Annotated in this window: 21 protein-coding genes; 10 read left to right on the top strand and 11 right to left on the bottom strand. The window is 39.6% G+C overall.

Features of this window, described 5'->3' with window-relative positions; genetic code table 11:
* Positions 1 to 201 precede the first annotated feature (201 nt).
* The 6 genes from FHS59_RS20935 (at position 202) to FHS59_RS20960 (ending at position 7,065) form a co-directional block, all read left to right on the top strand.
* Positions 202 to 888: an arylesterase gene (locus FHS59_RS20935; protein WP_184497869.1), complete on the top strand. Its 687-nt coding sequence runs from the start codon at positions 202 to 204 to the stop codon at positions 886 to 888.
* A 128-nt stretch (positions 889 to 1,016) separates the two neighbouring features.
* A complete protein-coding gene (locus FHS59_RS20940; protein ID WP_184497871.1) occupies positions 1,017 to 2,759 on the top strand; it encodes a GMC family oxidoreductase in 1,743 nt (580 codons plus the stop codon).
* 3 nt (positions 2,760 to 2,762) lie between these two features.
* Positions 2,763 to 3,470, top strand: coding sequence for a gluconate 2-dehydrogenase subunit 3 family protein (locus FHS59_RS20945; RefSeq protein ID WP_184497873.1), 708 nt, complete (start codon positions 2,763 to 2,765; stop codon positions 3,468 to 3,470).
* 93 nt (positions 3,471 to 3,563) lie between these two features.
* A complete protein-coding gene (locus FHS59_RS20950; protein WP_184497876.1) occupies positions 3,564 to 4,757 on the top strand; it encodes a hypothetical protein in 1,194 nt (397 codons plus the stop codon).
* Positions 4,754 to 5,890, top strand: coding sequence for a hypothetical protein (locus FHS59_RS20955; protein ID WP_184497878.1), 1,137 nt, complete (start codon positions 4,754 to 4,756; stop codon positions 5,888 to 5,890). Before FHS59_RS20950 ends, FHS59_RS20955 begins: the two co-directional genes overlap by 4 nt.
* Positions 5,887 to 7,065, top strand: a complete 1,179-nt coding sequence (locus tag FHS59_RS20960; RefSeq protein ID WP_184497880.1) for a hypothetical protein — start codon at positions 5,887 to 5,889, stop codon at positions 7,063 to 7,065. Before FHS59_RS20955 ends, FHS59_RS20960 begins: the two co-directional genes overlap by 4 nt.
* Before the next feature lie 54 nt (positions 7,066 to 7,119).
* Here FHS59_RS20960 and FHS59_RS20965 read toward each other — a convergent pair whose 3' ends face one another.
* The 11 genes from FHS59_RS20965 to FHS59_RS21015 all read right to left on the bottom strand — a co-directional run bounded on the left by FHS59_RS20965 (position 7,120) and on the right by FHS59_RS21015 (position 16,472).
* On the bottom strand, positions 7,120 to 7,713 hold the full coding sequence (locus FHS59_RS20965) for a porin family protein (protein WP_184497882.1): 594 nt from the start codon (positions 7,711 to 7,713) through the stop codon (positions 7,120 to 7,122).
* Between the two features lie 78 nt (positions 7,714 to 7,791).
* On the bottom strand, positions 7,792 to 8,163 hold the full coding sequence (locus tag FHS59_RS20970; protein WP_184497884.1) for a response regulator: 372 nt from the start codon (positions 8,161 to 8,163) through the stop codon (positions 7,792 to 7,794).
* Positions 8,164 to 8,290: 127 nt separating this feature from the next.
* On the bottom strand, positions 8,291 to 9,676 hold the full coding sequence (locus FHS59_RS20975) for a sodium-dependent transporter (RefSeq protein WP_184497886.1): 1,386 nt from the start codon (positions 9,674 to 9,676) through the stop codon (positions 8,291 to 8,293).
* 66 nt (positions 9,677 to 9,742) lie between these two features.
* A complete protein-coding gene (locus FHS59_RS20980; protein WP_184497888.1) occupies positions 9,743 to 10,675 on the bottom strand; it encodes an SDR family oxidoreductase in 933 nt (310 codons plus the stop codon).
* On the bottom strand, positions 10,647 to 11,492 hold the full coding sequence (locus tag FHS59_RS20985) for a peptidylprolyl isomerase (protein ID WP_184497890.1): 846 nt from the start codon (positions 11,490 to 11,492) through the stop codon (positions 10,647 to 10,649). Before FHS59_RS20985 ends, FHS59_RS20980 begins: the two co-directional genes overlap by 29 nt.
* Positions 11,492 to 12,430: a hydroxymethylbilane synthase gene (hemC, locus tag FHS59_RS20990; RefSeq protein ID WP_184497892.1), complete on the bottom strand. Its 939-nt coding sequence runs from the start codon at positions 12,428 to 12,430 to the stop codon at positions 11,492 to 11,494. The genes FHS59_RS20985 and hemC overlap by 1 nt, the downstream gene beginning before the upstream one ends.
* Complete coding sequence (gene rimK, locus FHS59_RS20995; protein WP_184497894.1) at positions 12,427 to 13,335, bottom strand: 30S ribosomal protein S6--L-glutamate ligase; 909 nt, start codon at positions 13,333 to 13,335, stop codon at positions 12,427 to 12,429. Before rimK ends, hemC begins: the two co-directional genes overlap by 4 nt.
* A gap of 28 nt (positions 13,336 to 13,363) precedes the next feature.
* Complete coding sequence (locus FHS59_RS21000; protein WP_184497896.1) at positions 13,364 to 13,813, bottom strand: ATP-dependent zinc protease family protein; 450 nt, start codon at positions 13,811 to 13,813, stop codon at positions 13,364 to 13,366.
* A gap of 1 nt (position 13,814) precedes the next feature.
* On the bottom strand, positions 13,815 to 14,945 hold the full coding sequence (locus tag FHS59_RS21005) for a DNA polymerase III subunit (protein WP_184497898.1): 1,131 nt from the start codon (positions 14,943 to 14,945) through the stop codon (positions 13,815 to 13,817).
* Positions 14,946 to 14,957: 12 nt separating this feature from the next.
* Positions 14,958 to 16,154, bottom strand: a complete 1,197-nt coding sequence (locus FHS59_RS21010; protein ID WP_184497900.1) for a GlmU family protein — start codon at positions 16,152 to 16,154, stop codon at positions 14,958 to 14,960.
* Between the two features lie 69 nt (positions 16,155 to 16,223).
* Entirely contained in the window at positions 16,224 to 16,472 is a 249-nt protein-coding gene (locus tag FHS59_RS21015; RefSeq protein WP_184497903.1) for a type B 50S ribosomal protein L31, read from the bottom strand.
* 181 nt (positions 16,473 to 16,653) lie between these two features.
* Between FHS59_RS21015 and FHS59_RS21020 the strand changes: the two genes are divergently transcribed.
* From FHS59_RS21020 to FHS59_RS21035, 4 genes are all read left to right on the top strand, one after another.
* A complete protein-coding gene (locus tag FHS59_RS21020) occupies positions 16,654 to 18,354 on the top strand; it encodes a hypothetical protein (protein ID WP_221444564.1) in 1,701 nt (566 codons plus the stop codon).
* A gap of 60 nt (positions 18,355 to 18,414) precedes the next feature.
* Positions 18,415 to 20,247 (top strand): ABC transporter ATP-binding protein, encoded by a 1,833-nt coding sequence (locus FHS59_RS21025; protein WP_184497905.1) that lies wholly within the window; start codon positions 18,415 to 18,417, stop codon positions 20,245 to 20,247.
* Positions 20,248 to 20,272: 25 nt separating this feature from the next.
* Positions 20,273 to 20,638 (top strand): hypothetical protein, encoded by a 366-nt coding sequence (locus FHS59_RS21030; RefSeq protein ID WP_184497907.1) that lies wholly within the window; start codon positions 20,273 to 20,275, stop codon positions 20,636 to 20,638.
* A 202-nt stretch (positions 20,639 to 20,840) separates the two neighbouring features.
* Complete coding sequence (locus FHS59_RS21035) at positions 20,841 to 22,517, top strand: arylsulfatase (RefSeq protein ID WP_184497909.1); 1,677 nt, start codon at positions 20,841 to 20,843, stop codon at positions 22,515 to 22,517.
* Positions 22,518 to 22,524 lie beyond the last annotated feature (7 nt).

Raw genomic sequence — 22,524 nt, forward strand, 5'->3', positions numbered from 1 at the left:
ATTTTGCCATGCTCTGTAACCATTCTATCCACTGCATTACTGGCTTTATCCATAAAATTCAGAAACTCATTATTCCAGGCATTTTGCGGAATATTGGGAATAGTTTCTTTGGCAATTTTATTTTAACCTAGATTTTATCGAACCTTTTGGCCTAAAATTCCTTTTGGGTATATAGTTTTACAAATCAATCTCTTGATCTCTATGAACTTCCCTAAAAAAGGCATTAAACTTCTTCTTCTATCTCTCATAGTAAACTTCGCTCTTTTTTCTTGCTCTGAGAAAAAAACAGAACAGACACAGACGGAGGCCAAAACTGAAACTCAAGAAGTTAAAGAGGATCAAAAAATCATTTTATTCTTCGGAAACAGTTTGACTGCTGGATATGGCATCGAGCAAGATCTCGCTTTCCCTGGCCTTACTCAAGACAGACTAGATAGTCTTGGGAAAAATTACAAAGTAATCAACGGTGGACTGAGTGGAGAAACTACCGCTGGGGGATTGAGCCGCTTGGATTGGTTTTTAGAAGACCAGCCGGACATTTTTGTATTGGAACTTGGAGGAAATGACGGTTTGAGAGGTATCCAACTTAGTGAGACTAAAAAGAACCTGCTTGCTATTATTGACAAGGTTCAATCAAAATACCCTGATACAAAAATTATTTTGGCCGGGATGCAGATTCCACCGAACATGGGGCCAGAATATTCTGAGGAATTCTCTCAGATTTATCCGAGTGTCGCTGAGGAGAAAAATGTCACACTGATTCCATTTTTATTGGAAAATGTCGGAGGCATCAAAGAATTAAATCTTCCGGATGGAATTCACCCAACAGAAGAAGGCCACAAAATCGTTTTTGAAAATGTTTGGGAATATTTGAAAGAGGAAGTTTAAAGAAAGACATCCTTCACAATTTCAAACATTTTCACCGTTTATTGAAAAATTCACATTCCTAAGAAGCTGATAATTTCATTTTAGAAAAAATTGAAGTAATTTTTAAACTTCATTAAAAAATTTCAAAAATGAGTTTTCAGATAAAATCATCCGGAGATAGCTACGATGTGATCATCGTGGGATCAGGTGCCGGAGGGGGTATGGCCTCCAAAATTCTTTCTGAGGCTGGCTTATCCGTAGCAGTAGTGGAAGCGGGGGGAGATTTTGACCCAGCAAAAGACGAAGATCGGACTCAGCTTCGACCACCATGGGAATCTCCAAGAAGAGGTGCAGGAACGAGAATCCGACCTTTTGGTGACTTTGACGCAGCTATCGGTGGCTGGGACATCGAAGGAGAGCCATATACCAGAGCCAATGGAACCAAATTTGACTGGTTCAGATCCAGAATGGTCGGTGGAAGAACCAACCACTGGGGAAGAATTTCACTTCGTTTCGGACCTAATGATTTTAAAAGAGCAAGTATTGACGGTCTAGGTGATGACTGGCCTATCGGATACGATGATCTGAAACCTTATTATGACAAAGTAGATAAGCTGATTGGGGTTTTCGGATCCAAAGAAGGCATCTACAATGAACCGGATGGATTTTTCTTACCTCCTCCGAAGCCTAGACTTCACGAACTTTTCCTGAAAAAAGGAGCTGACAAAGCAGGAATGCCAATGATCCCTGGCAGACTTTCCATGCTTACCCGTCCGATCAACAACGAACGTGGTGTTTGTTTCTTCTGTGCCCAGTGTAATAGAGCCTGTCAGGTGTATGCTGATTTCTCAGCAGGAACTTGTCTGGTTCACCCAGCGATGAAAAAAGGAAAAGTTGATCTTTACACTCATTCGATGGTAAGAAAAGTGACTACCGATGACAGAGGTAAAGCAACAGGTGTTTCTTTCGTGAGCAAAGTGGACATGAAAGAATACAAGCTAAAATCAAGAGTGGTAGTTCTTGGCGCATCTGCCTGTGAGTCTGCCCGAATCATGATGAACTCCAAATCCAAAACCCATCCAAACGGAATCGGAGGTGATTCTGGAGCATTGGGAAGATACCTACACGACTCTACCGGAGCTGACAGAATGGGAATTCTTCCGGACATGATTGACAGAGAGCGATACAATGAAGATGGCGTGGGCGGAATGCACATGTACACTCCTTGGTGGCTGGATAATAAGAAACTGGATTTTGCCAGAGGATATCATATCGAATATTGGGGTGGAATGGGTCAACCTTCTTATGGTGCAGGTGGCGGCATGGATACCATGCGTAAATTCATCAAAGATGAGTTTGGCAATCCAAGTCCAAACGGTGGATATGGCGAAGGTCTGAAAAAAGACGTGAGAAAAATCTATGGATCTACTTTGGGCATGTCCGGACGTGGAGAAAGTGTACCTCGTTATGAAAACTATTGTGAGATCGATCCTAACACCGTCGATAAATACGGAATCCCTGTTTTAAGATTCAACTACAACTGGACTGATCAGGAATTGAAGCAGGCCAAGCACATGCATGACACCTTTGAGGAAATCCTGACTAATGCAGGGGCGATTCTTCTAGGTGAAAAGCCAGGACCAGAATCTCAATATGGACTGCATGCTCCGGGAAGAATCATTCACGAAGTAGGTACAACCAGAATGGGTAAGAGCCCTAAAGGCTCTGTGGTAAATTCCAATTGCCAGGCTCATGATTGCGACAACTTATTTGTGGTGGATGCAGGTCCATTTGTTTCCCAGGCGGATAAAAACCCAACCTGGACTATCCTTGCTTTGAGCTGGAGAACTTCTGAATACATTGTGGATCAATTGAAACAAAAAAACATTTAAGCCATGAACAGAAGAGAAAACCTAAAACTACTCTTTACCGGCTCTGTCGGTACTGGATTAATGTTAGCAGGATGCTCTCCAGAGGAGCAGAAATTGCCGGCAGCGGCAGCATTTTCCGGAGGTACCAAAGGATACAGAACTGACGAAGAAAGACAAAGAGATAAGGAACTGCTTTCGGAAACCTTTTTTACGGAAGACGAACTGAAGAAACTGGATATTCTGGTAGACATCATCATACCTAAGGATTCTGAATCCCCTTCGGCAACTGAAGTGGGCGTTCCGGAATTTATGGAGTTCATCATGAAAGACATGCCTTACAATCAGACCCCGATGCGCGGCGGATTGATGTGGCTGGATTATGAAGCGGATGAAAAGTTCGGAAAACCATTTTTGGAACTTTCCAAAGACCAGGTAATTGAGATTGTGGAATTAGTGGCGTGGCCAGAAAAAGCTACTCCGGAATATGAAGGAGCTGTAAAATGGTTTAACATGCTAAGAAACCTTACCTGCTCCGGATATTTTTCTACCGAGGCTGGATGGAAGTACATGGGATACAAAGGAAACACCCCAAATGTTTGGGATGGTGTGCCACAGGAAGTCATGGACAAACACGGCTTCACGCTTCCGGAAAAATATGTACCGATCTACCTGAAACCTGAAGATCGCGGTACGGTCGCTCAATGGGACGATGAAGGGAATCTAATCGGATAAAAACTTAAAACTCGGTCAATCAGGCCGAGTTTTTTTGTATCTAATTTTTTAGCTACTATCTTATTTATTCCTAGACTTATACGACTATTTTTTATGAAAAAAAATCCACTAATACTTTGGAGTATTGCTTTTATAATTTTCGTGAGTTCATGCTCAGAAAAGACAGAAGTCATCACTCAGGAAGAAAAAAATTATGAATGGGTACTGATAGATTCATTAGATCTGAATTTTCTGGGAAACCCGATGCTTTCAGATGTCAGCAAAGATGGGGAGACCCTACTTTTCTATGATTATACCAGCAAACAAATTCTAGTGGTAGATAAGGAAGGAACCATAAATTCAAGTTTTTCAAAAGAAGAAGACACTCCGGATTCTTATGGGAATTTGTTAGAAAGACCTGGTTTTTTCAAAAGCAATCAACTCACGGCCTTTGGTAGAAATGGCTTGTTTTTTTACAACTTAGAAGGTGAGTTGATTAAAAAAATCCCGCACCCAGAAACTCTTGGCGCTACAGGATCAATCAATCATGCCGGCAAATCAACTGAAACGATAACGCTCCAAGGAAAAGAATACATTCTTACTAAATCTGTAAGAACAAGGAATACTTTCCCAGGAGAGCAGTTGTTTTATGACTCTTATAGAGCAATAGAGTTGGTAGACAAAGATTCTGAAACAATGACTGAAATGATTCCATTTGAAGAAGGGAGTCTTTTTTTAAATGGAAAAGGATATCATCCAAGTGATTACACCGCGGCTTATGAAGCCTATGACGGAAAATTATATTTCGTACACGGAGGTGACCCAAAGCTTTTCAGCTACCAGATAAGCCCTGAAGAAGCAACACTAGACACTATCATTCAATTGGATATTCCGAACTTTTTCTCACCTGAAGGAAAAGACCGGGCAGAATTTCAGAAAGGTACGGTCACTATTTATGGAGGTACTGCAGCAGTTAGGAATATCCATGTTATAGACAATTTGCTTTTATTAGACTTTTATTCTGGACAAGATCCTATAAAAGCGGAAGAGGCTGAATCCCTTTGGGCTGGGGGAAATGAAGAAGAAGCAAGAGCTTTGTACAAAAAGCTGGAAGATGACACCCCTAAGGGAACGATACTTTATAGCCTTCCAGATCTCAAATATCTGGGAATGGTCCCTCCCCCTGAGAATACCGGTGGAAGATCTTATGCTAGCGCAAATGGATTTGCATGGTTTCAAAAACTCCCGGATCCTGATGTTGAAGAAGATTTTTTGAGAATTTATAAAATGAAACTAGTCGAAAAATGAATTACAAAAGTTTTTTAAAGCTCTTTTTAATCTTCTCCATTCTTTCCTGTTCTTCAAAAGAAAAAAAAGAAACCCAAGCAATCAATTCCAATGAATGGGAGCTGGAAATTCTGGATTCTATAAAGGTGGATTATTTGGGGACGGTAGATGGTGGGGATTTTAATAATGGGACTGGCGTTATTTTTAATTTCAAAGAAAATAAACTTATCAAGTTTGATGAAAAGGGAAAAATACTTTCCGAACAATCCTATCCTTTTGAGGGTCCAGGTAAAATTTATTATCCGACCCAAATTAAAATTCTAGACAATGGGGAAGTCCTCGCATCGAGCTTTATTGGTTGGTTGTATAAAATGAATTCAGATCTTTCGTTTGAAAAAGAAATAAAATTGGAATTCCCTACCGAAGCAAAAGATGGAGGGGGACTATTGAAAAATCTGGACATTTGGAATGAAAAAATCATTACCTACTACCCCGGCAGGGATGGGGCAAATCCATATGATCCACATTTTATAAGAGACCATTTTCTACTTGAAAAAATTGATCCTCTTACCGAAACATCTGAACCAATTATTCGAATTCCCAATACCTCAAGGTATTCGTCAGATAAATTTTATGAGCGCCCATTTATCCAGTTCGTTGTATTACAAAACAATCTCTACCTGACCCTTGAAAATGAACCATTGATACATGTCTATGACCTGTCCAAAAACAATGAGTATTTGCATACTTTTAATTTCGAACCAACAAAGTTTCTGGATAATGGGGAACATTCAAAAGCTTATGAATATATAAATTTCAGAAAAATGCGGGATGGAAATATCCAGCAATTCTTCCCTACAAAAGAGGGTATTGTAGTTTTTTATACAGAAGGAATATCTGAAGATATTTATGCCCAATATGAATTAAAAAAACCAGAAAACTTCCCTCAACATAAAGACCATCAAAGGCAGATTATTAAAGTAATAAACCCTGACTCAACGCTTTCCAATGAAATTGATGTCCCTTATTCTATCGGGCGAATTCTAAACATTAAATCTTTATCTGAGCCATTCTACGCCCTCAGAAACGATGAATACATCGGAGAAGAGCAGGATTATCTAACTTTTTATAAACTACAACTAGTTCAGAAATGAAAATACACCAACTCCTATTTCTCCTAACAATCGCAATTTGTACGTTCTCCTGTTCGGGAGGAAATGAAGACGAAAAAAAAACCTCCACACCACTGTCAGAGCAACAGCTGGAATTTGAAATATATGATTCTTTGGTAGTGGATTACCTTGGCACCTTGGAGTTACAAGATGTAAGTCCTGATCAAAAAACCTTCTTATTAAGAGACCAAAATAGTGACAGCATTTTCGTGTCAAATAATAAAGGTGATATATTAGAAAGATTTAAACTAAGTGGTGAAGGGCCAAATCAATTTAAGGAAAGGCTATATGGATTATATCAATTTCTTACGAATGAGGAGTTTTTAATTCCTACTACTGGTGGTGTTTATCGATATGACCTACAGGGAAAGCTCATCAAACATTACAAACCAGATTTTACCGGTATGGCCCAGATAATTATCTCCGGGAGGGATAATTTATTCATCAAAGACGAAAAAGTCTATCTCAACCTTCCGGGAAGAGGCTCAGATGAATACGGACAGCAAGGGGTAGATTACCAGACAAAATCAACTCATGTTGAGGTTTTAGATCTCCAAAAAGAAGAATACACTCCTGCCATCAAATTCCCAAACACATCCAAATTCAGCAGTAATGAAAAAGCTTATAAATTCTATTCTTATTACCCAACACTGACCTTATCCGAAGACAGTCTATTTATTTCCTACCGACATGAACCAAAAATATTTGGCTATCCCTTATCCGATTTAAATCAATTAGGATCTACGAAAACATTGCCTTTTGAAACCTTTGTCCAAAATGAACCGAAAGATGACAAAGTCAATAATAACATAGAAATCAGTGAATTATATGCTGGAACAATTAACAGCATCCACTTTATAGATGACAACCATTTCTTGGTAGATTATTTAGGGGGAATCACCAAAGAAGAATATACCGAGGCGAATGCAGTTGCTGAAGAAAATGGCGAACAACCATGGGAAGAAATTGGAAAAATAAATAAAGGAGGACTCGTAATTTTTAATGGATCTGAACTGAGCATGCGTATCCATAAGCCTTCATTCCTTGGAAACTTAAACAAATTTGTTTCAAAGGATGAGGTTTGGTTTTCCCTTAATTTTTCGGAAGCAGAAAACGATTATTCAGTTATTTATAAAACCAGAATAGTCGAAAAATAGAGACATAAAAAATCCCGATTGAATCGTTTCAATCGGGATTTTAATTTTCCTCCTTTAAAATAGCCTGAAGCCAAGGGAAAGAATCCATTGGTTCAACCTGTGGTCTGTTTCAAAATTCCCCACATTATCTGAAATATTTCCTAATGAGCTTTCATATTTCGCATCTATAATCAAGTTGCCAATATCCAATCCCAGTCCTGCTTGATATCCAATAGTCGACTTTTTAAAATCAGCATTACTCACATCATTTCCTGCATCTTTTAATTCAGAATTGACATCAAAACTGGCAATCGGACCTGCTTGTAACCTTAATAGGTTAAACAATTTAAAGCCAACCATAATTGGCACATCCAAACGATTGAAGCTTGATTCATATTCCGAAGAGGAAGAAGATCCCATTTCATCAAATGAAAACTGAGCTTTTGTTTGGGTATAAAGGATTTCCGGTTGAACGAAAAATCCACCAAACCCGACACGACCGAAAAGCCCGACATGATAGCCAAACCTGGCATCTCCCGATTCGAAATTTTCTTTAGATAGATCTAATTTGGATTGACTGATCCCCACTTTGGGGCCAATTGAGAAATCCTGGGAGAATGCCGCTAGGGTCATACTCATCATTGCGATAGTAAAAAGAAGTTTTTTCATGGCTGTAAACATTGGTTTAGGAGAATGATAACGACGATTCTCAAAAAAAATTTAGCAATGTTCTTGCCAAGTCATAATTCAGTTCATCGGAGAACTGGCTTTTAGTTTCGCCAAATGATACAAATCCCAAAAATCCATGGGTTTGGAAACCAAGGAATCAAATTGGACAGGAGTGCTTTTTCTATAATACTCCACATCTCCTGAAGTAAACCCAATCACTGGAATGGAATGAGAGGCTTCGCTATTTTTCAGATTAACCAGTAGCTCGATCCCATCCATTTCAGGCATCATGATATCTGTCAGAATAACCTGAAAACTTGGATTTAACTCTAAAATTTTTAGCGCTTCAATCCCATTATGAGCCACTTCAACAAAATCCATTGATTTCTCAAATATTCTTCTGAGAATCAATAAGTGGATTTCATCATCATCAACAAGTAAAACGCGCATGGCGGGCGATTTAGTAATCAAATACTTTTATAAGTATATGAAATTCATTTTGATCCATCAGCTTTTTTCCTTTATAAAATAAAAAAAGGGAGCTTAAAGCTCCCTTTCCAATGTTATCAAATTTCAATTAGGCTGCTTGAGGATCTCCAAACACACCTACCATATTCAAAATCAAAAGGATAATTACCAAAGGACAAACCCACTTGATAAAGAACATCCATCCTGTTCTGAAAACGCCTTTAAAGCCTGGAGCACCAGAAGCTAATTCGTCTGCATATTCAGAAAGTTTAGACGCCCAACCTGTATACAAGGCAAGCATCAAACAGATCACGATTACCGCAAAAGTTCCGAATACAAAGTCCATGATACCAAAGAATCCTTCAAGCTTATTTCCGAAGAAATTCAAGTGGAAAGAATGGAAGAAGTTACCTGGAATCTGAGACAAAGCAGAAGGTACAGACAATGCCATGGCTGCAATACCAACCGTCCAAGTTGATCTTTTTCTACCCCATTTTCTATCATCAATCAGGTAAGCAACCGGAACTTCCAACATGGAAATAGTCGACGTCAAGGCGGCTACCATCAATAGGATAAAGAACAATCCTCCGATAATATTCCCTCCTGGCATCGCATCGAATACTCTTGGCAACACGTCAAAAACCAAAGCTGGACCTGCAGCTGGATCTTTCCCCGGAAGTAAAGCAAAAAGCGCTGGAAACACCATCAAACCACCCAATAGAGCAACCGATGTGTCCATCCCAGCAATCCAGCCAGATGACTGGATAATGTTTGATTTTTTAGGCAAATAAGATCCGAAAGTGATCATCAATCCCCATCCTACAGACATGGAGAAAAATGCTTGTCCCAGTGCCTGAAGCACTACCGCTGCATTGATTTTAGAGAAGTCAGGCTTCAGATAATATTCAATCCCTGCCTCTGCACCTTCAAGCGTTACAGATCGGCCAGCAATGAAGATAATGATGATGAACAATACAGGCATCAAGAACTTGGATGCTTTCTCAATTCCGCCAGAAACCCCACCTAGTACAATCAAGATGGTCATCATGATAAACAAAAAGGTCAATGGGATGACATACAAAGGAGTCTCTACAAAGACTTCAAAATCAACCGGAATATTGATGATTTCAGTAAATATGTAACCTACTGTCCATCCAGCAATTACTGAATAGTAGCTAAAAACAAAAAAGCAGACTAATACACAAAGTACGCCTGCTAATTGCCAAAATTTATTTCCTCCCGTTTCACGAATCGCTCCAATCGGGTTTTTACCAGATTTTCTACCCAATGCAATTTCATTGAAAAGTAGTGGTAAAGCGATAAGAAGTACACAAAGGATGTATACAAAAACAAAGGCTCCTCCTCCGTTTTCACCTACTAGATAAGGGAATCTCCAAATATTTCCCAAGCCTACTGCAGAACCTGCGGCGGCCATAATAAACCCGAGGCTTGACCCCCATTGCCCTCTTTCTTCGGTGTTTGGACTTGCTGCCATAAGATAATTTCTAAATTAAATTTGAGTGATACTAAAGTTAAATATTGGGTAAGACATGCTGTTTTACTAGCTGGCTAAGATAATTTGTTTTGATAAAATAGCAATTGCCGTTCGGAAAGTTTTAGGCTCATAACCAAGCTCTTTTTGCGCTTTATCAATGATAAACCCGGTAATTAAGGGCCTTTTTGCAGGCTGAGTGAAAATTTTCGAATCCACACGAGCGATCAGGGACTGATCCAAATTGAAATACTCAGCGGTCATAATGGCCATTTCGTAAGGAGACATAAAATCCTTCCCCGAAATGTTAAAAATCCCCTCCGCCTCTTTTTCTGCAATCAAAATACATCCTTCTGCCAAGTCTTCTGCCAAAGTAGGAGTTCTAAATTGATCATCGACTACCTGAATATTCTTCCCTGCTTCTAAAGAGGATTTTACCCACAGGATAATATTGCTTCTACTCATGTCATGAGCAATCCCAAAAACCAAAACTGTTCTGGCAATGGCCCATTTCGTAGAGGAAGCCTGCACGATTCGCTCGGCTTCCAGCTTTGTCTCACCATAATAATTAACTGGTGCTGGAATGGCATTTTCGTCCAACGGTCCTTTTTCACCTGAAAAGATGAAATCTGTAGAAACAAAAATGAAATGGGAGGAAATTTGCTCAGCAGCTTTCAGCAAATATTCTGTTGCTTTTACATTGACAATGTAGGCTGCTTCTTGATTGAGTTCACATTCATCCACATTGGTCATCGCTGCACCATGAAGAATAATATCTGGTTTAATCGATGAGATCACCCGATCAACCTCTTCTTTTTCAGTAATATCTAAAGTGACATAGTCAAATTTTTGATCTGGAATCCGACAAGGACCTTTTCCACAACCATAAATTTCAAAAGTACCTCTTTCAGCTAATTGGGCGACCAATTTTTGACCAAGAAGACCATTAACTCCTGTGATGAAAATTTTCCTCTTACTTGATTTCGGGGTATTGGTACCCATATTCTTTTTCAATTTTCTTTTTAGACATCTTTTCTACAGTCACCTTCATGAACACAGGATCTATTGGTCTGTCTCTGAAATCCGTTGTTTCTTCTCCGATTTTCTCCACTACATCCATCCCTTGGATTACCTGTCCAAACACCGTGTATTCTCCATCCAAATGGGGAGTTCCGCCCACAGTGGTATATGTTTCAATCTGCTCAGGTGAAAAGTCTTTGGTAGCGTTAATATTCAAGGATTTCTCGATCTCCTCTCTTTTTGAAACCAAAAGAGCAGTCAAGCTGTCAAATTCCTGAGCTTCATAAAGTCTGATATATTCTTTCTTGAGATCTTCCTGGCTACCCAATTGGATGTATTTCATAAAAGCCGGTTGCAGCTTTGTAAAATCCACCAAAAGTTCTGGTTCAGTATAAACTTTACCTAAAACAATGTAAAACTGCGAGCCGTTGGACCTTTTTTCAGGATTTACGCCATCTGGCTGTCTGGCTGCAGCGATCATTCCTTTCTTATGAAAATGATTCCTTTTGATTTCTGCAGGTAAGGTAGGCCAATCGGCCGGAGGTAAATCTTCTTTGGTAAAAACATCTCCTCCTTGTGCCATAAAGCCTTTCATCACTCGCTGAAACTCCGTGGAGTCAAAACGTCCCGCTTCTGCTAATTCTATAAAATTTGATTTATGAACAGGCGTGTCGTCAAAAAATACAGCGACAATCTTTCCATGTCTGGTTTCAATAGTTGCCACATAATCCTTGTCTCCTGCGCATGCCCAGGAGCTTACCAATAACAAAGCAAAAAGGAAACTTTTCAAATACCTCATTATTTATTCAAAGTTGATTTAATCTGATCTAATATTTCCTTACCTCCAAGCGCAAAAACTTCCTCAGCCAATTTTTCACCTATTGCTTCTGGTTCTTCTGAGGAACCCTTCACTTCAATACTGATTCTTTTTTGACCATCTAAGCTGACAATTCCTCCTTTCAAAGAGATTTCTTCATTATCCATCTTTGCCAAAGCAAAAACAGGAATACTACAACCTCCTTCTAAGACACGCAAATAGGCTCTTTCCGCTCGTAATTTCTTTTCAGTTTCGGGATGATTACAAGCAGCAATAATCTGGTTTCTTGTCTCTGGGTTGAGGTTTTTTGACACTTCTATGGCAACAGACCCCTGACCAACTGCTGGAGTAAATTCCTCTAATTTCAACTTCTCTACAATCATATCATCGTAGCCCATTCTGTGCACTCCTGCATAAGCCAATAACAAAGCATCGCAAAGCCCCTCCTCCATTTTCCGGATACGGGTTTGCAGATTACCTCTTACCTCCACAGTCTTCACATGAGGATAAAAATGTTTCAGAGTCGCTACTCTTCTAGTTGAAGAAGTTCCTAAAACTAGAGGTTTGGAAGGGTCCGAAATTGAAATATCTTTTTTGGAAGAGGCTATCACATCATTTTCGGTTTCGCGTTCTGTGAAAGCAATGATTTCAAACCCCTCCGGTAGATTCGACTGCATGTCTTTGGCACTGTGAACAGCAATATCTATTCGACCATCGGACAGCTGATCTTCCAGTTCTTGGGTAAAAACTCCTTTGCTACCGATTTTGGAAATAGAAACATCTAAAACTTGGTCCCCTTTGGTATCAATGATGACAATCTCTGTTTCTAACCCATTTTTCTGTAGAAGCTCCTCTACATAATATGCCTGCCAAAGCGCCAATTTGCTTCCCCTTGTCCCTATTTTGATCAATTTACTCATTGATTATTTACTCTACTGGTAGTTTTTTTCTTTACTCCTAACTCAATAAACTTCACGATTTCTCCCGCAATATCGATCCCAGTTGCCTTTTCGATTCCTTCTAATCCCGGCGAGCTGTTCACTTCTAAAATCAATGGTCCTCTTGCCGACTGCAACATATCCACCCCAGCCACATCCAATCCTAAAGCTTTTGCCGCACCTAAAGCAGCTGCTTTTTCTGCTCTGGATAATTTGATGACGGTTGCCATGCCACCGCGGTGAAGATTTGAGCGGAATTCTCCTTCTGCACCCTGACGTTTCATCGCTCCTACCACTTTTCCATTTACTACAAAGGCTCTAATGTCAGCTCCTTTAGCTTCTTTGATAAATTCCTGAACAATTATCCTTGCCTTCAGTCCATGAAATGCTTCGATTACCGATTGTCCTGCTTTTTTGGTTTCAGCCAAAACCACTCCGAGACCTTGAGTTCCTTCGAGCAATTTAATGATCAAAGGCGCACCACCCACATGCTCTACGATTTGCTTTTCTCCACCTTTTGAGAAGTTGGTGAAAGCAGTTTTTGGCATCCCTAAACCAGCTTTTGACAAAATCTGCAAGCTTCTCAATTTATCTCTGCTTCGCACAATTGCCTGTGAATTGACAACAGAAAAAGATCCCATCAACTCAAATTGTCTGACTACAGCGGTTCCATAAAATGTCACAGAAGCGCCGATTCTTGGGATGATGGCATCTACTCCGGTGATCATTTCTCCTTTGTAAATTATCGAGGGTCCATCTTGCTCAATTATCAGATCGCAAATGCTGTGATTGATAATGAGAGCCTCATGACCTGCCTCAACAATTGCTTGGTGTAGTCTTTTAGTTGAGTATAAATTTGGGTTCCTAGATAGGATGGCAATTTTCATGGGATTGATTTTTGCGAAAGAAAACGGACTATACTTTTGTTTCCTTTTTGCGGTAAATTTTAGCAAGATTAAATCCTGATACATCCACGAGAAATCTATTTCTGAGGATTTTTCTTCCCAGCAATATGGCATTGCGCATGCTGGACCTGTCGGAAAGCGTGAACTCCGCGGGATATTCTTCTCCCGCAAATTTGAAAGTTATTTCTATCAAATACCTACTTTCTGCCTGGCCAAATGAGTTTTTGACCCGCTTTTCCCTAAATTTTTCAAACTCAAGAGTCTTCCCAGTGTAGGATTTGTGATCGGGCATCAACACCTGAAAACAAAGTACTTTTTTTCCTTCCTTTTCGACAACTTGGATGTTTTCTGCGTGAATGCTGCTGGTATATGCACCTGTATCTACTTTGGCCCAAGCCAATTTTAGATCAAATTCAGGAATGGAAATTTTCTCTTTTCTACCGATGATTTTCTTTTCCATCTCAATTTGTTTTGGCCATTGACAAGAGTACTTTCATCGAAAGATCTGTAAAAATCATCTTGGCATTTCCATTTCTTTCCAAATGATAATGGGCTTGATTAAAGGATTCGTAAAGCTCAAGGACGTGATTTTCGTCCAAAACCTTTCCACTGATCTTATCAATAAATCCTCGATCATCACCAGTGGTCCTCAGCAAAGTCTCCAAGCTCAGGTTTTTCAACATGATCTCTCTCAAGACATTCAAACCGGTCAAAACGGTAGATTTTTGAGCCTCTTTATCCGCTTTATGAAAGTCATCCGCCAAGGCAAAGATATCTTTCAGCTTTTTACCATAGCATAGCAAAAACCAGTTTCTGATCTTGCTTACCTGCTCATCCTCCACCTCATTGACCAATCGATAGGCGGTTCTCAAGTCTCCGTCTGCCAGCATTGCAATTTGCTCGGCAAGTTTTTCTTCACACTTACCAGAGCTGACCAAATGATTTTTGACTTCCTCATCAGAAAATGCGCGAACCATCACTTTTTGCGTTCGCGAAAGAATAGTCGTCATTAATTGGTCAGGCTGAGAGGTGATCAGCATAAAAACCGTTTTCGCAGGTGGTTCTTCAATGATTTTCAACAATGCATTTGCTGCAGATGGGTGTAAATACTCCACTCCCCAGATCATCATCACTTTATACCCTCCCTCAAACGACATCAGCGAAAGAGATTGTATGATTTTTTTTGCCGCTCCTTTGGAGATATTTAATTGTTTCTTCTCGAAGCCATTGAAATAGATAAAATCATACATATTTCCATAAGGCTGCTCGGTGGCAAAAGTCCTCCAATTCGCTAACTCGTTATTCTTTTCATCCTCATCTCCTTCCTTGTCTTTTGAAATGGAAGGAAATGCAAAATTCAAATCCGGAACAATGAGCTTTTCCATTCTTTTACAATAAGAACATTCTCCACAGGCATCTTTTTCACCCGGATTTTGGCAAAACAGGTAGGTAGAAAGTGCCAAAGCCATCGTCAAACTGGCTGATCCTTCTGGGCCATGGAAAAGCAATGCATGCGCCAAATGATTGTTTTTGACTGCATTGATCAGATTCTCTTTTGTTTCGGGCAAGCCCGGTATATCGGCAAAAAGCATGATTTGATTTTATCAGGAAGATATCTCCCAAATTCTGTAGGTTTTGGTTAATTCAAAAATCCATTGGAGGATTTCTTCATCTTTTTTTGTCCACTCGACTTTTCTTCTTGCCATCACTGCCATGGCTGTTTCCTGAAATTTCGCGAATTGATAGGTTGAAATTCCATTTTTCCCTCCCCAAGAAAATGAGGGAATAAAGTTCTTGGGATATCCTTCTCCAAAGATATTTGCTCCTACTCCAGCGACAGTTCCTGTATTAAACATGGTATTGATCCCGCATTTCGCATGATCACCCATCATTAATCCACAAAACTGAAGACCGGTATTTGAGAAATTCCCTTTGGTATAATCCCAAAGTTTAACAGAAGCGTAATTATTTTTAAGATTACTGGTATTGGTATCAGCTCCTAGATTACACCATTCTCCAATCACTGAATTCCCTAAGAATCCTTCGTGTCCTTTATTGCTGTATCCAAATATTACTGAATTGGAGACCTCACCTCCTACTTTGGAAAACGGTCCAATGGTCGTATCTCCTCGAAGCTTCGCTCCCATGTTTACAGTAGAACCTTCGCATAGCGCAAATGGTCCACGAATCAAAGACCCTTCTTGAATTTCAGTGTCTTTCCCAATGTAAATAGGCCCATTTTCAGCATTCAAAACGGAAGCTTTGATGATTGCCCCTTCTTCAATAAAGACATTTTCAGGGGAATATACCTTGGTAAATGGATCCGTGATTTCAGCAGATTTTCTTCCTTTGGTGATCAATTGAAAGTCAGATTTAATTTCAGAACCATTCAATTGAAATATATTCCAGGTTTTTTGAAGCAAAGTAGGTTCAAATGTTAACTGAACAACCTTCTTTTCTTTAGCTCGATCGAGATTTTTCTCAGTTTCTCCGATATAGGTAGCTAACAAAGTCTTACCAAAATAAAGAGACTGATCTTCTTGGAGTTCTTCCAAAGCGGCTAAGTCCTTTTCTCCCGGAATCCACGAACCGTTTATTGCTAAATGATCTCCTTTTGCTCTTGGAAACTTTGATTCCAGGTATTTCTGGGTGAGAAATGAAACCTCAGTACAAAAAAGCTTCTGCCACTTTTCTGAAATTTTTAAAATCCCCACACGAATATCCGCAACCGGCCTGGTAAAAGTAAATGGGAGCAGCGATCCCCTTATCGCCGGATCATCAAACAATAACAAGTTATCCATGGGGCAAAAATAAAAAAGTCTCCCGGAATCCATGCTCCGGAAGACTTTTTAGAATGTGATGTGGAAGAATTACTTCTTCTGAGCGTATCTTCTGTTGAATTTCTCAACTCGACCAGCTGTGTCAAGCATCATTTTCTTACCAGTGTAGAAAGGGTGAGACTGAGAGCTCACTTCAATTTTATACACAGGATATTCGTTGCCATCTTCCCAAACGATTGTTTCGCTGGTTTCGATAGTCGACTTGGTCAAAAACTTGAACTCGCTAGAAGTGTCATAGAAAACCACGTCTCTGTAGTTTGGATGAATATCGGCTTTCATTGTATCGTTAGTTTTATAGTACCTTTTTCAAATGAGGCACAAAGTTACCCTTTTTCAGAAATTCCGCAAAAAGTTTATCAAGTATTTCTGCCTGAATTATTAAAATCCTTGAACTTTAGCTTCGAAATCCAAAAATACTGCCTTATTTTAAGAATCATACACTTTTTTCAGGCTTTACCGAATGGAAAAAAATTCTACTTCACCCATCAGAATCAAAAGTTTACTTATTCTAACTCTGGTTTTCTTACCATTACTGGGTTTTTCCCAAGGAAGTTACATTCCTTATAACAGAGACTATTACCATATCCTGGACCGCTACGAGATCCTTCGAGGACAAAATAACCCAGTCTATCGATCAGCGACCAAACCATATCGAAGAGATGATGTGGCAGCCTTTCTCGATACCCTAGCAAGTGATCCTGTCATTCGTTCTCGAGCTGATGAATTTAACTTAGCTTATTTAAGTCAAGACAATTGGGAATTTGTCAGCAGAGAAACTCCTGAATCCAAGAAGCCATTCTTAAAATCAATCTACAGAAGACCAGGTGATTTTGCGCACTATTATAGTGAGGACTTTGATATCCATGTAAGTCCAGTGATTTACCTCAATGGAGGAATCGAGCCTGATAATGATCAAAATCCAAATCGCCTTTCCCGAGGAGTAGTTTTAAGAGGGTCGATTGATAAAAAAGTTGGCTTCTACACCTATTTCACCTCTTCTGAAGCTTTTTTTCCAAGCTGGGTTAAAGGGTATGCCGAATACAATGGCGCTGTGCCGGGGGAAGGTTTTTGGAAAGAATACAATGGCAATGGGTATAGCTACTTTTCTGCTATGGGACACATTAGCTACAATATCACCAAGCATATTGAAGTGGAACTGGGTCACGATCGGAATTTTATCGGAGAAGGCTACCGTTCTTTTCTTCTTTCAGACTTTTCGAATCCCTACATGTTTGTCAAGTTCAATACAAGAATCTGGAAATTCCAATTGACAAATATCTGGACCCAGATGACAGCAGATGTGGATTATGACCGCGGCAGACCAACGGATGGAAGATATCCTCACAAATTATTTTCATTTCACCGGCTTGGATTCAACATTGGAAAAAGTCTAAACCTAGGATTCTTCGAATCTGTGATGACCGATAAAGCTGATTTCAACTACTTTAATCCGATAGTCTTTTACAGATGGGTAGAACAATCCCTAGGAACACCAGACAAAGTAATGCTTGGACTGGATGGCAAATGGAATTTCTATTCAGGAATGCAGCTTTATGGTCAGTTTGCTTTAGATGAATTCGTGTTTTCTGAATTTTTTGGCCAAGATGGAAAAGGATCGAAACGAAACAAATATGGAATCCAAGCTGGCTATAAGTACATGGATTTGTTTAAAATCTCCAACCTTGATCTTCAGCTAGAATTTAATTCTGCCAGACCGTATACATTTCAGGAGAAAAACGACTATCAATCTTATAGCAACTGGAGAACACCACTCACTCACCCAAGAGGAGCGAACTTCAGAGAGTTTTTAGGAATAATCCGATATCAACCTATTCCTAAGTTAAATCTAACCTTACTTGGGATGTACCAATATTATGGTGCAGATCCTGATGAAGCGACCAACTGGGGAGGAGATGTGCTGAAAAATAGATTGGAAGGAAGCCCAACAGGTTTATTTGGGAATGAGATAGGCCAAGGCATAGAAAACAGAGTGATTCAATCCAATCTAAATGCCAGTTATATGCTGAAACACAACTTCTTCATAGACGCATCTCATTCTTTCAGGAAAAGAACGGCACAGGATTTAGACAGTCCAGAAACCACCAATTATCTTCAATTAGCTTTCCGATGGAACTTCACAAGACCTGACTACAATTATTAACAGGAAACTTCCGAGACCAATTTTGCGTAACTTGCGGGATTATTCCATGAATTTTCGTTTATGAAGACCTATCTACGAATTCTTTCCTATGCTAAGCCCTACGGAAAGTTCGTGCCTATTTATATATTCTACGCATTTCTTTCCATCGTTTTTGGCTTACTTAATTTCACCTTACTGAAGCCACTTTTCGATGTGATTTTTGAGCAGGTGGATCCGGAGGTTTTGACGGCTTTCCAGCAAAAACCTGAATTCAGCTTTTCGGTCGAGTATTTCACTCATTTATTCAATTATAATTTTCTGCAGGTAGCAGAAGAATACGGCAAACTGGGCACGCTCTTTTATGTCTGTATCATCATAGTTGTCTCGGTTTTCTTATCAAACCTTTTCACGTATCTGTCTGGAGTTGTTTTAGCCAAAGTCCGTGCAATTGTGATCAAGAAAATGCGAATGGACATTTTCGGCCAAGTCAGTAAACTTCACATCGGTTATTTCTCCAATGAAAGAAAAGGAGACTTAATGTCAAAAATGACGAACGATGTACAAGAGGTAGAAAACACCATTGTCCAATCGCTAAGAGTGGTTTTCCGTGAACCGGCAACCATTATATTGTATTTCGCAGTTCTCTTTTTCATGTCAGCCAAGCTGACATTTTTCACCATTTTAATTATCCCAATTACTGGCGCGATCATCGGAGGAATTACCAGAAGACTGAAGAAAAAAGCGGTGGAAAGCCAACAGTCCTTAGGAAGATTAGTGAATATTCTGGATGAAACTCTTGGAGGAATGAGAGTGATCAAAGCTTTCAATGCTGAGAATTTCATGAAAAGGAAATTTGATCATGAAACTGATTATTACTCTGGCGTGAATATCAATATGGCCAGGAAGAATGAACTTGCTTCACCTATTTCCCAATTCTTAGGTGTGACCGTAGTGGCGGGCATTCTGGTATATGGAGGAAGTTTAGTCCTTAGCGGAAATTCTCAACTTGGAGCCAGTGATTTTATTACCTATATCATCATTTTCACACAAGTATTAAATCCAGCAAAAGAAATCTCCAGAGCTGTAAGTAGTATTCAAAGAGGGATTGCATCCGCAGAGAGAATTTTTGAAGTAGTCGATACTCCTTCTAAAATCACTTCACCTGAGAATTACACGGAATTAAAATCTTTTGAAAATCAGGTTTCCTTTAAGAATGTCAATTTCGCTTACCAAGATCAATTGGTCTTAAAAAACATCAATTTTGACCTTGAAAGAGGAAAAACCATTGCGCTAGTGGGCCCATCAGGTGGCGGAAAGTCTACTTTGGCGGATTTGGTACCGAGGTTTTATGATCCGTCCGAAGGCGAAATTTTATTGGACGGGGTAAATCTCAAAAAATTCAAGCTTGAGTCATTGCGTTCATTGATGGGAATAGTCACTCAGGAATCCATTCTTTTCAATGATTCAGTTTATAACAACATAGCTTTTGGGATCGAGCATGTCAGTGAAGAGCAAGTGATAGAAGCTGCTAAAATTGCAAATGCCCATCAGTTTATTTCCCAAATGGAAAATGGATATCAAACCTCCATTGGAGAAAGAGGATCCAAACTTTCGGGAGGTCAAAGGCAACGAATCAGTATTGCACGGGCAGTTTTAAAGAATCCTCCTATTTTGATTTTGGATGAAGCCACATCGGCATTGGATTCTGAATCTGAATTGCTGGTCCAAGAAGCTCTCACCAAATTAATGTCGAATCGAACGACACTTGTCATTGCCCATAGGTTGAGTACGATCCAGCATGCAGATGAAATTTTAGTCATAGAAAAGGGTGAAATCGTACAAAGAGGAACCCATTTGGAACTGATTGAAAAAGAGGGCTTGTATCAGAAACTTTCGAGTATTCAGTCGGTTTAGTATATTCGTAAAAATATTAGTTGACATGAAAAAATTCCATCAATTTACCCAGATAGCACTACTGATCTTTTTTGTAGCCTACCTCATTTTCTTTATGGCTTTCGATACCGTAGGAGGAATGTTTGGCATGGATGAAATCACTTCAGTAGGAATGGTCAAAATCCTTTTGGTTGGGTTTATTTTATTTTTGCTGTCATGGACCATTTCTTATTTTGCTATGAAGAAGCAATCTGATCTTCTTGCTAAAAAAGAAGCTGAAATGAACCAGCTTAAAGCAAAATTATACGATTTGGAGCATCCAAATATTCCGGGTACTCCTAAAAAACCAACTCCAACAAAACCATCGGACACTGATCCAACAAATCTGCCACCAAGGCAAAACATTACATAATTCCCATTTCAGTAGAGCACAAATTATAGAAAGGAAACAAATTCGGTTTCCTTTTTTTATGCCTTGAAATAGAAGGATTGGGAATTCCTTTTTAGAAATTGACTGAAAAATAGTATCCATTTCCACTGGAAAGTATCAATTTTACCTGTTGATGAATTATCCATTAACAACACCCATTTTCAAACACTCTGTATTTTTAAGCATGAAAAACTCCAGAAGTATCATAGTAGCCTTGCTTTCAATTTTCGCATTTTCCTGCGCTACTAAACCAACTGAAGAGGTTAAAAAATCTCCTAACATCATCTTAATTCTCGCAGACGACTTAGGCTTTTCTGACTTAGGAAGTTTCGGCGGAGAAATCCAAACTCCGAATTTAGACTGGCTTGCAAGCCAAGGAATTAGATTTACACAATTTTATAATACTTCCCGCTGCTGTCCCACTCGGGCCTCTTTGCTCACAGGACTATATAATCATCAGGCAGGAATCGGTCAAATGACTACTGATACGGGACAAGAAGCCTATCGAGGCCATATTTCAAATTCAGCAGTCACAATAGCCGAAGTTTTAAAAAGCTCTGGATATCACACTGGAATGGTTGGAAAATGGCATGTTTCTAATACGGTGGTTCAAGATACACCCGAAAAACAATTGGCCTGGCTAAACCATCAGGAGCAGCACCCTCTCTTTTCTCCAATAGAACAATATCCTACAAATCGAGGCTTTGAAAAGTATTTCGGAAACATTTGGGGAGTGGTGGATTTTTTCGATCCATTTAGCCTTGTAAATGGTACTGAACCAGTTACAGAGGTACCTGAAAATTACTATCACACCGATGCTATCAATGATACTGCATCAGTCTACATCCGGGAATTTGCAAAGCAAGACAAACCATTTTTCTTATATGTAGCCCACACCGCCCCGCACTGGCCGCTTCATGCATTGCCTGAGGATATTGAAAAATACAAAGACACTTACACTGTAGGATGGGATGCGATTCGCGAACAACGCTACAAAAAACTGATTGAATTAGGCATCATCGAGGAGAACAGTTACCCTCTCTCGGAAAGATGGGACAATGAACTCAGTTGGGAAGATAATCCGGACAAAGAATTTGACGCAAGAGCGATGGCAGTACATGCGGCAATGATCGATCGAATGGATCAGGGAATCGGAAGAATAATCGAAACACTAAAAGAGACTGGGGAATTAGAAAATACCCTAATTGTATTTTTAAGTGACAATGGCGCGAGTTCAGAAAGCAGCATGCGCTATGGACCTGGGTTTGATCGACCTAGTCAGACTCGAAAAGGAGAGCCAATCGCTTACCCCGTTGATAAAAAAGTGATGCCTGGCCCCCAAACGACTTTCACTTCCATAGGTCAACGATGGTCTAATGTATCCAACACACCTTTCCGCTATTGGAAAATGGAATCTTTCGAAGGAGGAGTTCACACTCCGATGATTGCTTTTTGGCCAGCGGGGATTACCGCTGAAAAAGGAAGTATTTCAGATCAAATAGGTCATGTCATGGATTTCATGGCTACATTCATTGATGTTGCTGGAGCAGAATATCCCACTGATTTCGCAGGTAATAAAATAAAGCCAATCGCTGGAAAAAGCTTAATGCCAGTTTTCCAGGGTAAAGTGAGAGAAGGCCACCCGATTTTATTTAACGAACATGAAGGGGGAAGATCAGTGCGGACAAAAGATTGGAAACTTGTGACTCTAGATGCCAGAGAACCTTGGCAATTATTTCAGATCAATCAAGACAGAACCGAGACTAAGAATGTAGCCGATAAATTCCCAAAAGTTGTTCAAGAGCTAGACAGCCTTTGGCAAAACTGGGCAAAAGAAAACAAAGTAATCCCAAAACCTTAAGTTTGAA

Origin of the sequence: Algoriphagus iocasae, from assembly GCF_014206875.1 — a bacterium.
GTDB lineage: Bacteria > Bacteroidota > Bacteroidia > Cytophagales > Cyclobacteriaceae > Algoriphagus > Algoriphagus iocasae.

Excerpts from the sequence above, each read along its gene's own strand:
- FHS59_RS20935 (WP_184497869.1), top strand. The coding sequence starts at position 202 with ATGAACTTCCCTAAAAAAGGCATTAAACTTCTTCTTCTATCTCTCATA.
- FHS59_RS20940 (WP_184497871.1), top strand. The coding sequence starts at position 1,017 with ATGAGTTTTCAGATAAAATCATCCGGAGATAGCTACGATGTGATCATC.
- FHS59_RS20945 (WP_184497873.1), top strand. The coding sequence starts at position 2,763 with ATGAACAGAAGAGAAAACCTAAAACTACTCTTTACCGGCTCTGTCGGT.
- FHS59_RS20950 (WP_184497876.1), top strand. The coding sequence starts at position 3,564 with ATGAAAAAAAATCCACTAATACTTTGGAGTATTGCTTTTATAATTTTC.
- FHS59_RS20955 (WP_184497878.1), top strand. The coding sequence starts at position 4,754 with ATGAATTACAAAAGTTTTTTAAAGCTCTTTTTAATCTTCTCCATTCTT.
- FHS59_RS20960 (WP_184497880.1), top strand. The coding sequence starts at position 5,887 with ATGAAAATACACCAACTCCTATTTCTCCTAACAATCGCAATTTGTACG.
- FHS59_RS20965 (WP_184497882.1), bottom strand. The coding sequence starts at position 7,713 with ATGAAAAAACTTCTTTTTACTATCGCAATGATGAGTATGACCCTAGCG.
- FHS59_RS20970 (WP_184497884.1), bottom strand. The coding sequence starts at position 8,163 with ATGCGCGTTTTACTTGTTGATGATGATGAAATCCACTTATTGATTCTC.
- FHS59_RS20975 (WP_184497886.1), bottom strand. The coding sequence starts at position 9,676 with ATGGCAGCAAGTCCAAACACCGAAGAAAGAGGGCAATGGGGGTCAAGC.
- FHS59_RS20980 (WP_184497888.1), bottom strand. The coding sequence starts at position 10,675 with ATGGGTACCAATACCCCGAAATCAAGTAAGAGGAAAATTTTCATCACA.
- FHS59_RS20985 (WP_184497890.1), bottom strand. The coding sequence starts at position 11,492 with ATGAGGTATTTGAAAAGTTTCCTTTTTGCTTTGTTATTGGTAAGCTCC.
- hemC (WP_184497892.1), bottom strand. The coding sequence starts at position 12,430 with ATGAGTAAATTGATCAAAATAGGGACAAGGGGAAGCAAATTGGCGCTT.
- rimK (WP_184497894.1), bottom strand. The coding sequence starts at position 13,335 with ATGAAAATTGCCATCCTATCTAGGAACCCAAATTTATACTCAACTAAA.
- FHS59_RS21000 (WP_184497896.1), bottom strand. The coding sequence starts at position 13,813 with ATGGAAAAGAAAATCATCGGTAGAAAAGAGAAAATTTCCATTCCTGAA.
- FHS59_RS21005 (WP_184497898.1), bottom strand. The coding sequence starts at position 14,945 with ATGCTTTTTGCCGATATACCGGGCTTGCCCGAAACAAAAGAGAATCTG.
- FHS59_RS21010 (WP_184497900.1), bottom strand. The coding sequence starts at position 16,154 with ATGGATAACTTGTTATTGTTTGATGATCCGGCGATAAGGGGATCGCTG.
- FHS59_RS21015 (WP_184497903.1), bottom strand. The coding sequence starts at position 16,472 with ATGAAAGCCGATATTCATCCAAACTACAGAGACGTGGTTTTCTATGAC.
- FHS59_RS21020 (WP_221444564.1), top strand. The coding sequence starts at position 16,654 with ATGGAAAAAAATTCTACTTCACCCATCAGAATCAAAAGTTTACTTATT.
- FHS59_RS21025 (WP_184497905.1), top strand. The coding sequence starts at position 18,415 with ATGAAGACCTATCTACGAATTCTTTCCTATGCTAAGCCCTACGGAAAG.
- FHS59_RS21030 (WP_184497907.1), top strand. The coding sequence starts at position 20,273 with ATGAAAAAATTCCATCAATTTACCCAGATAGCACTACTGATCTTTTTT.
- FHS59_RS21035 (WP_184497909.1), top strand. The coding sequence starts at position 20,841 with ATGAAAAACTCCAGAAGTATCATAGTAGCCTTGCTTTCAATTTTCGCA.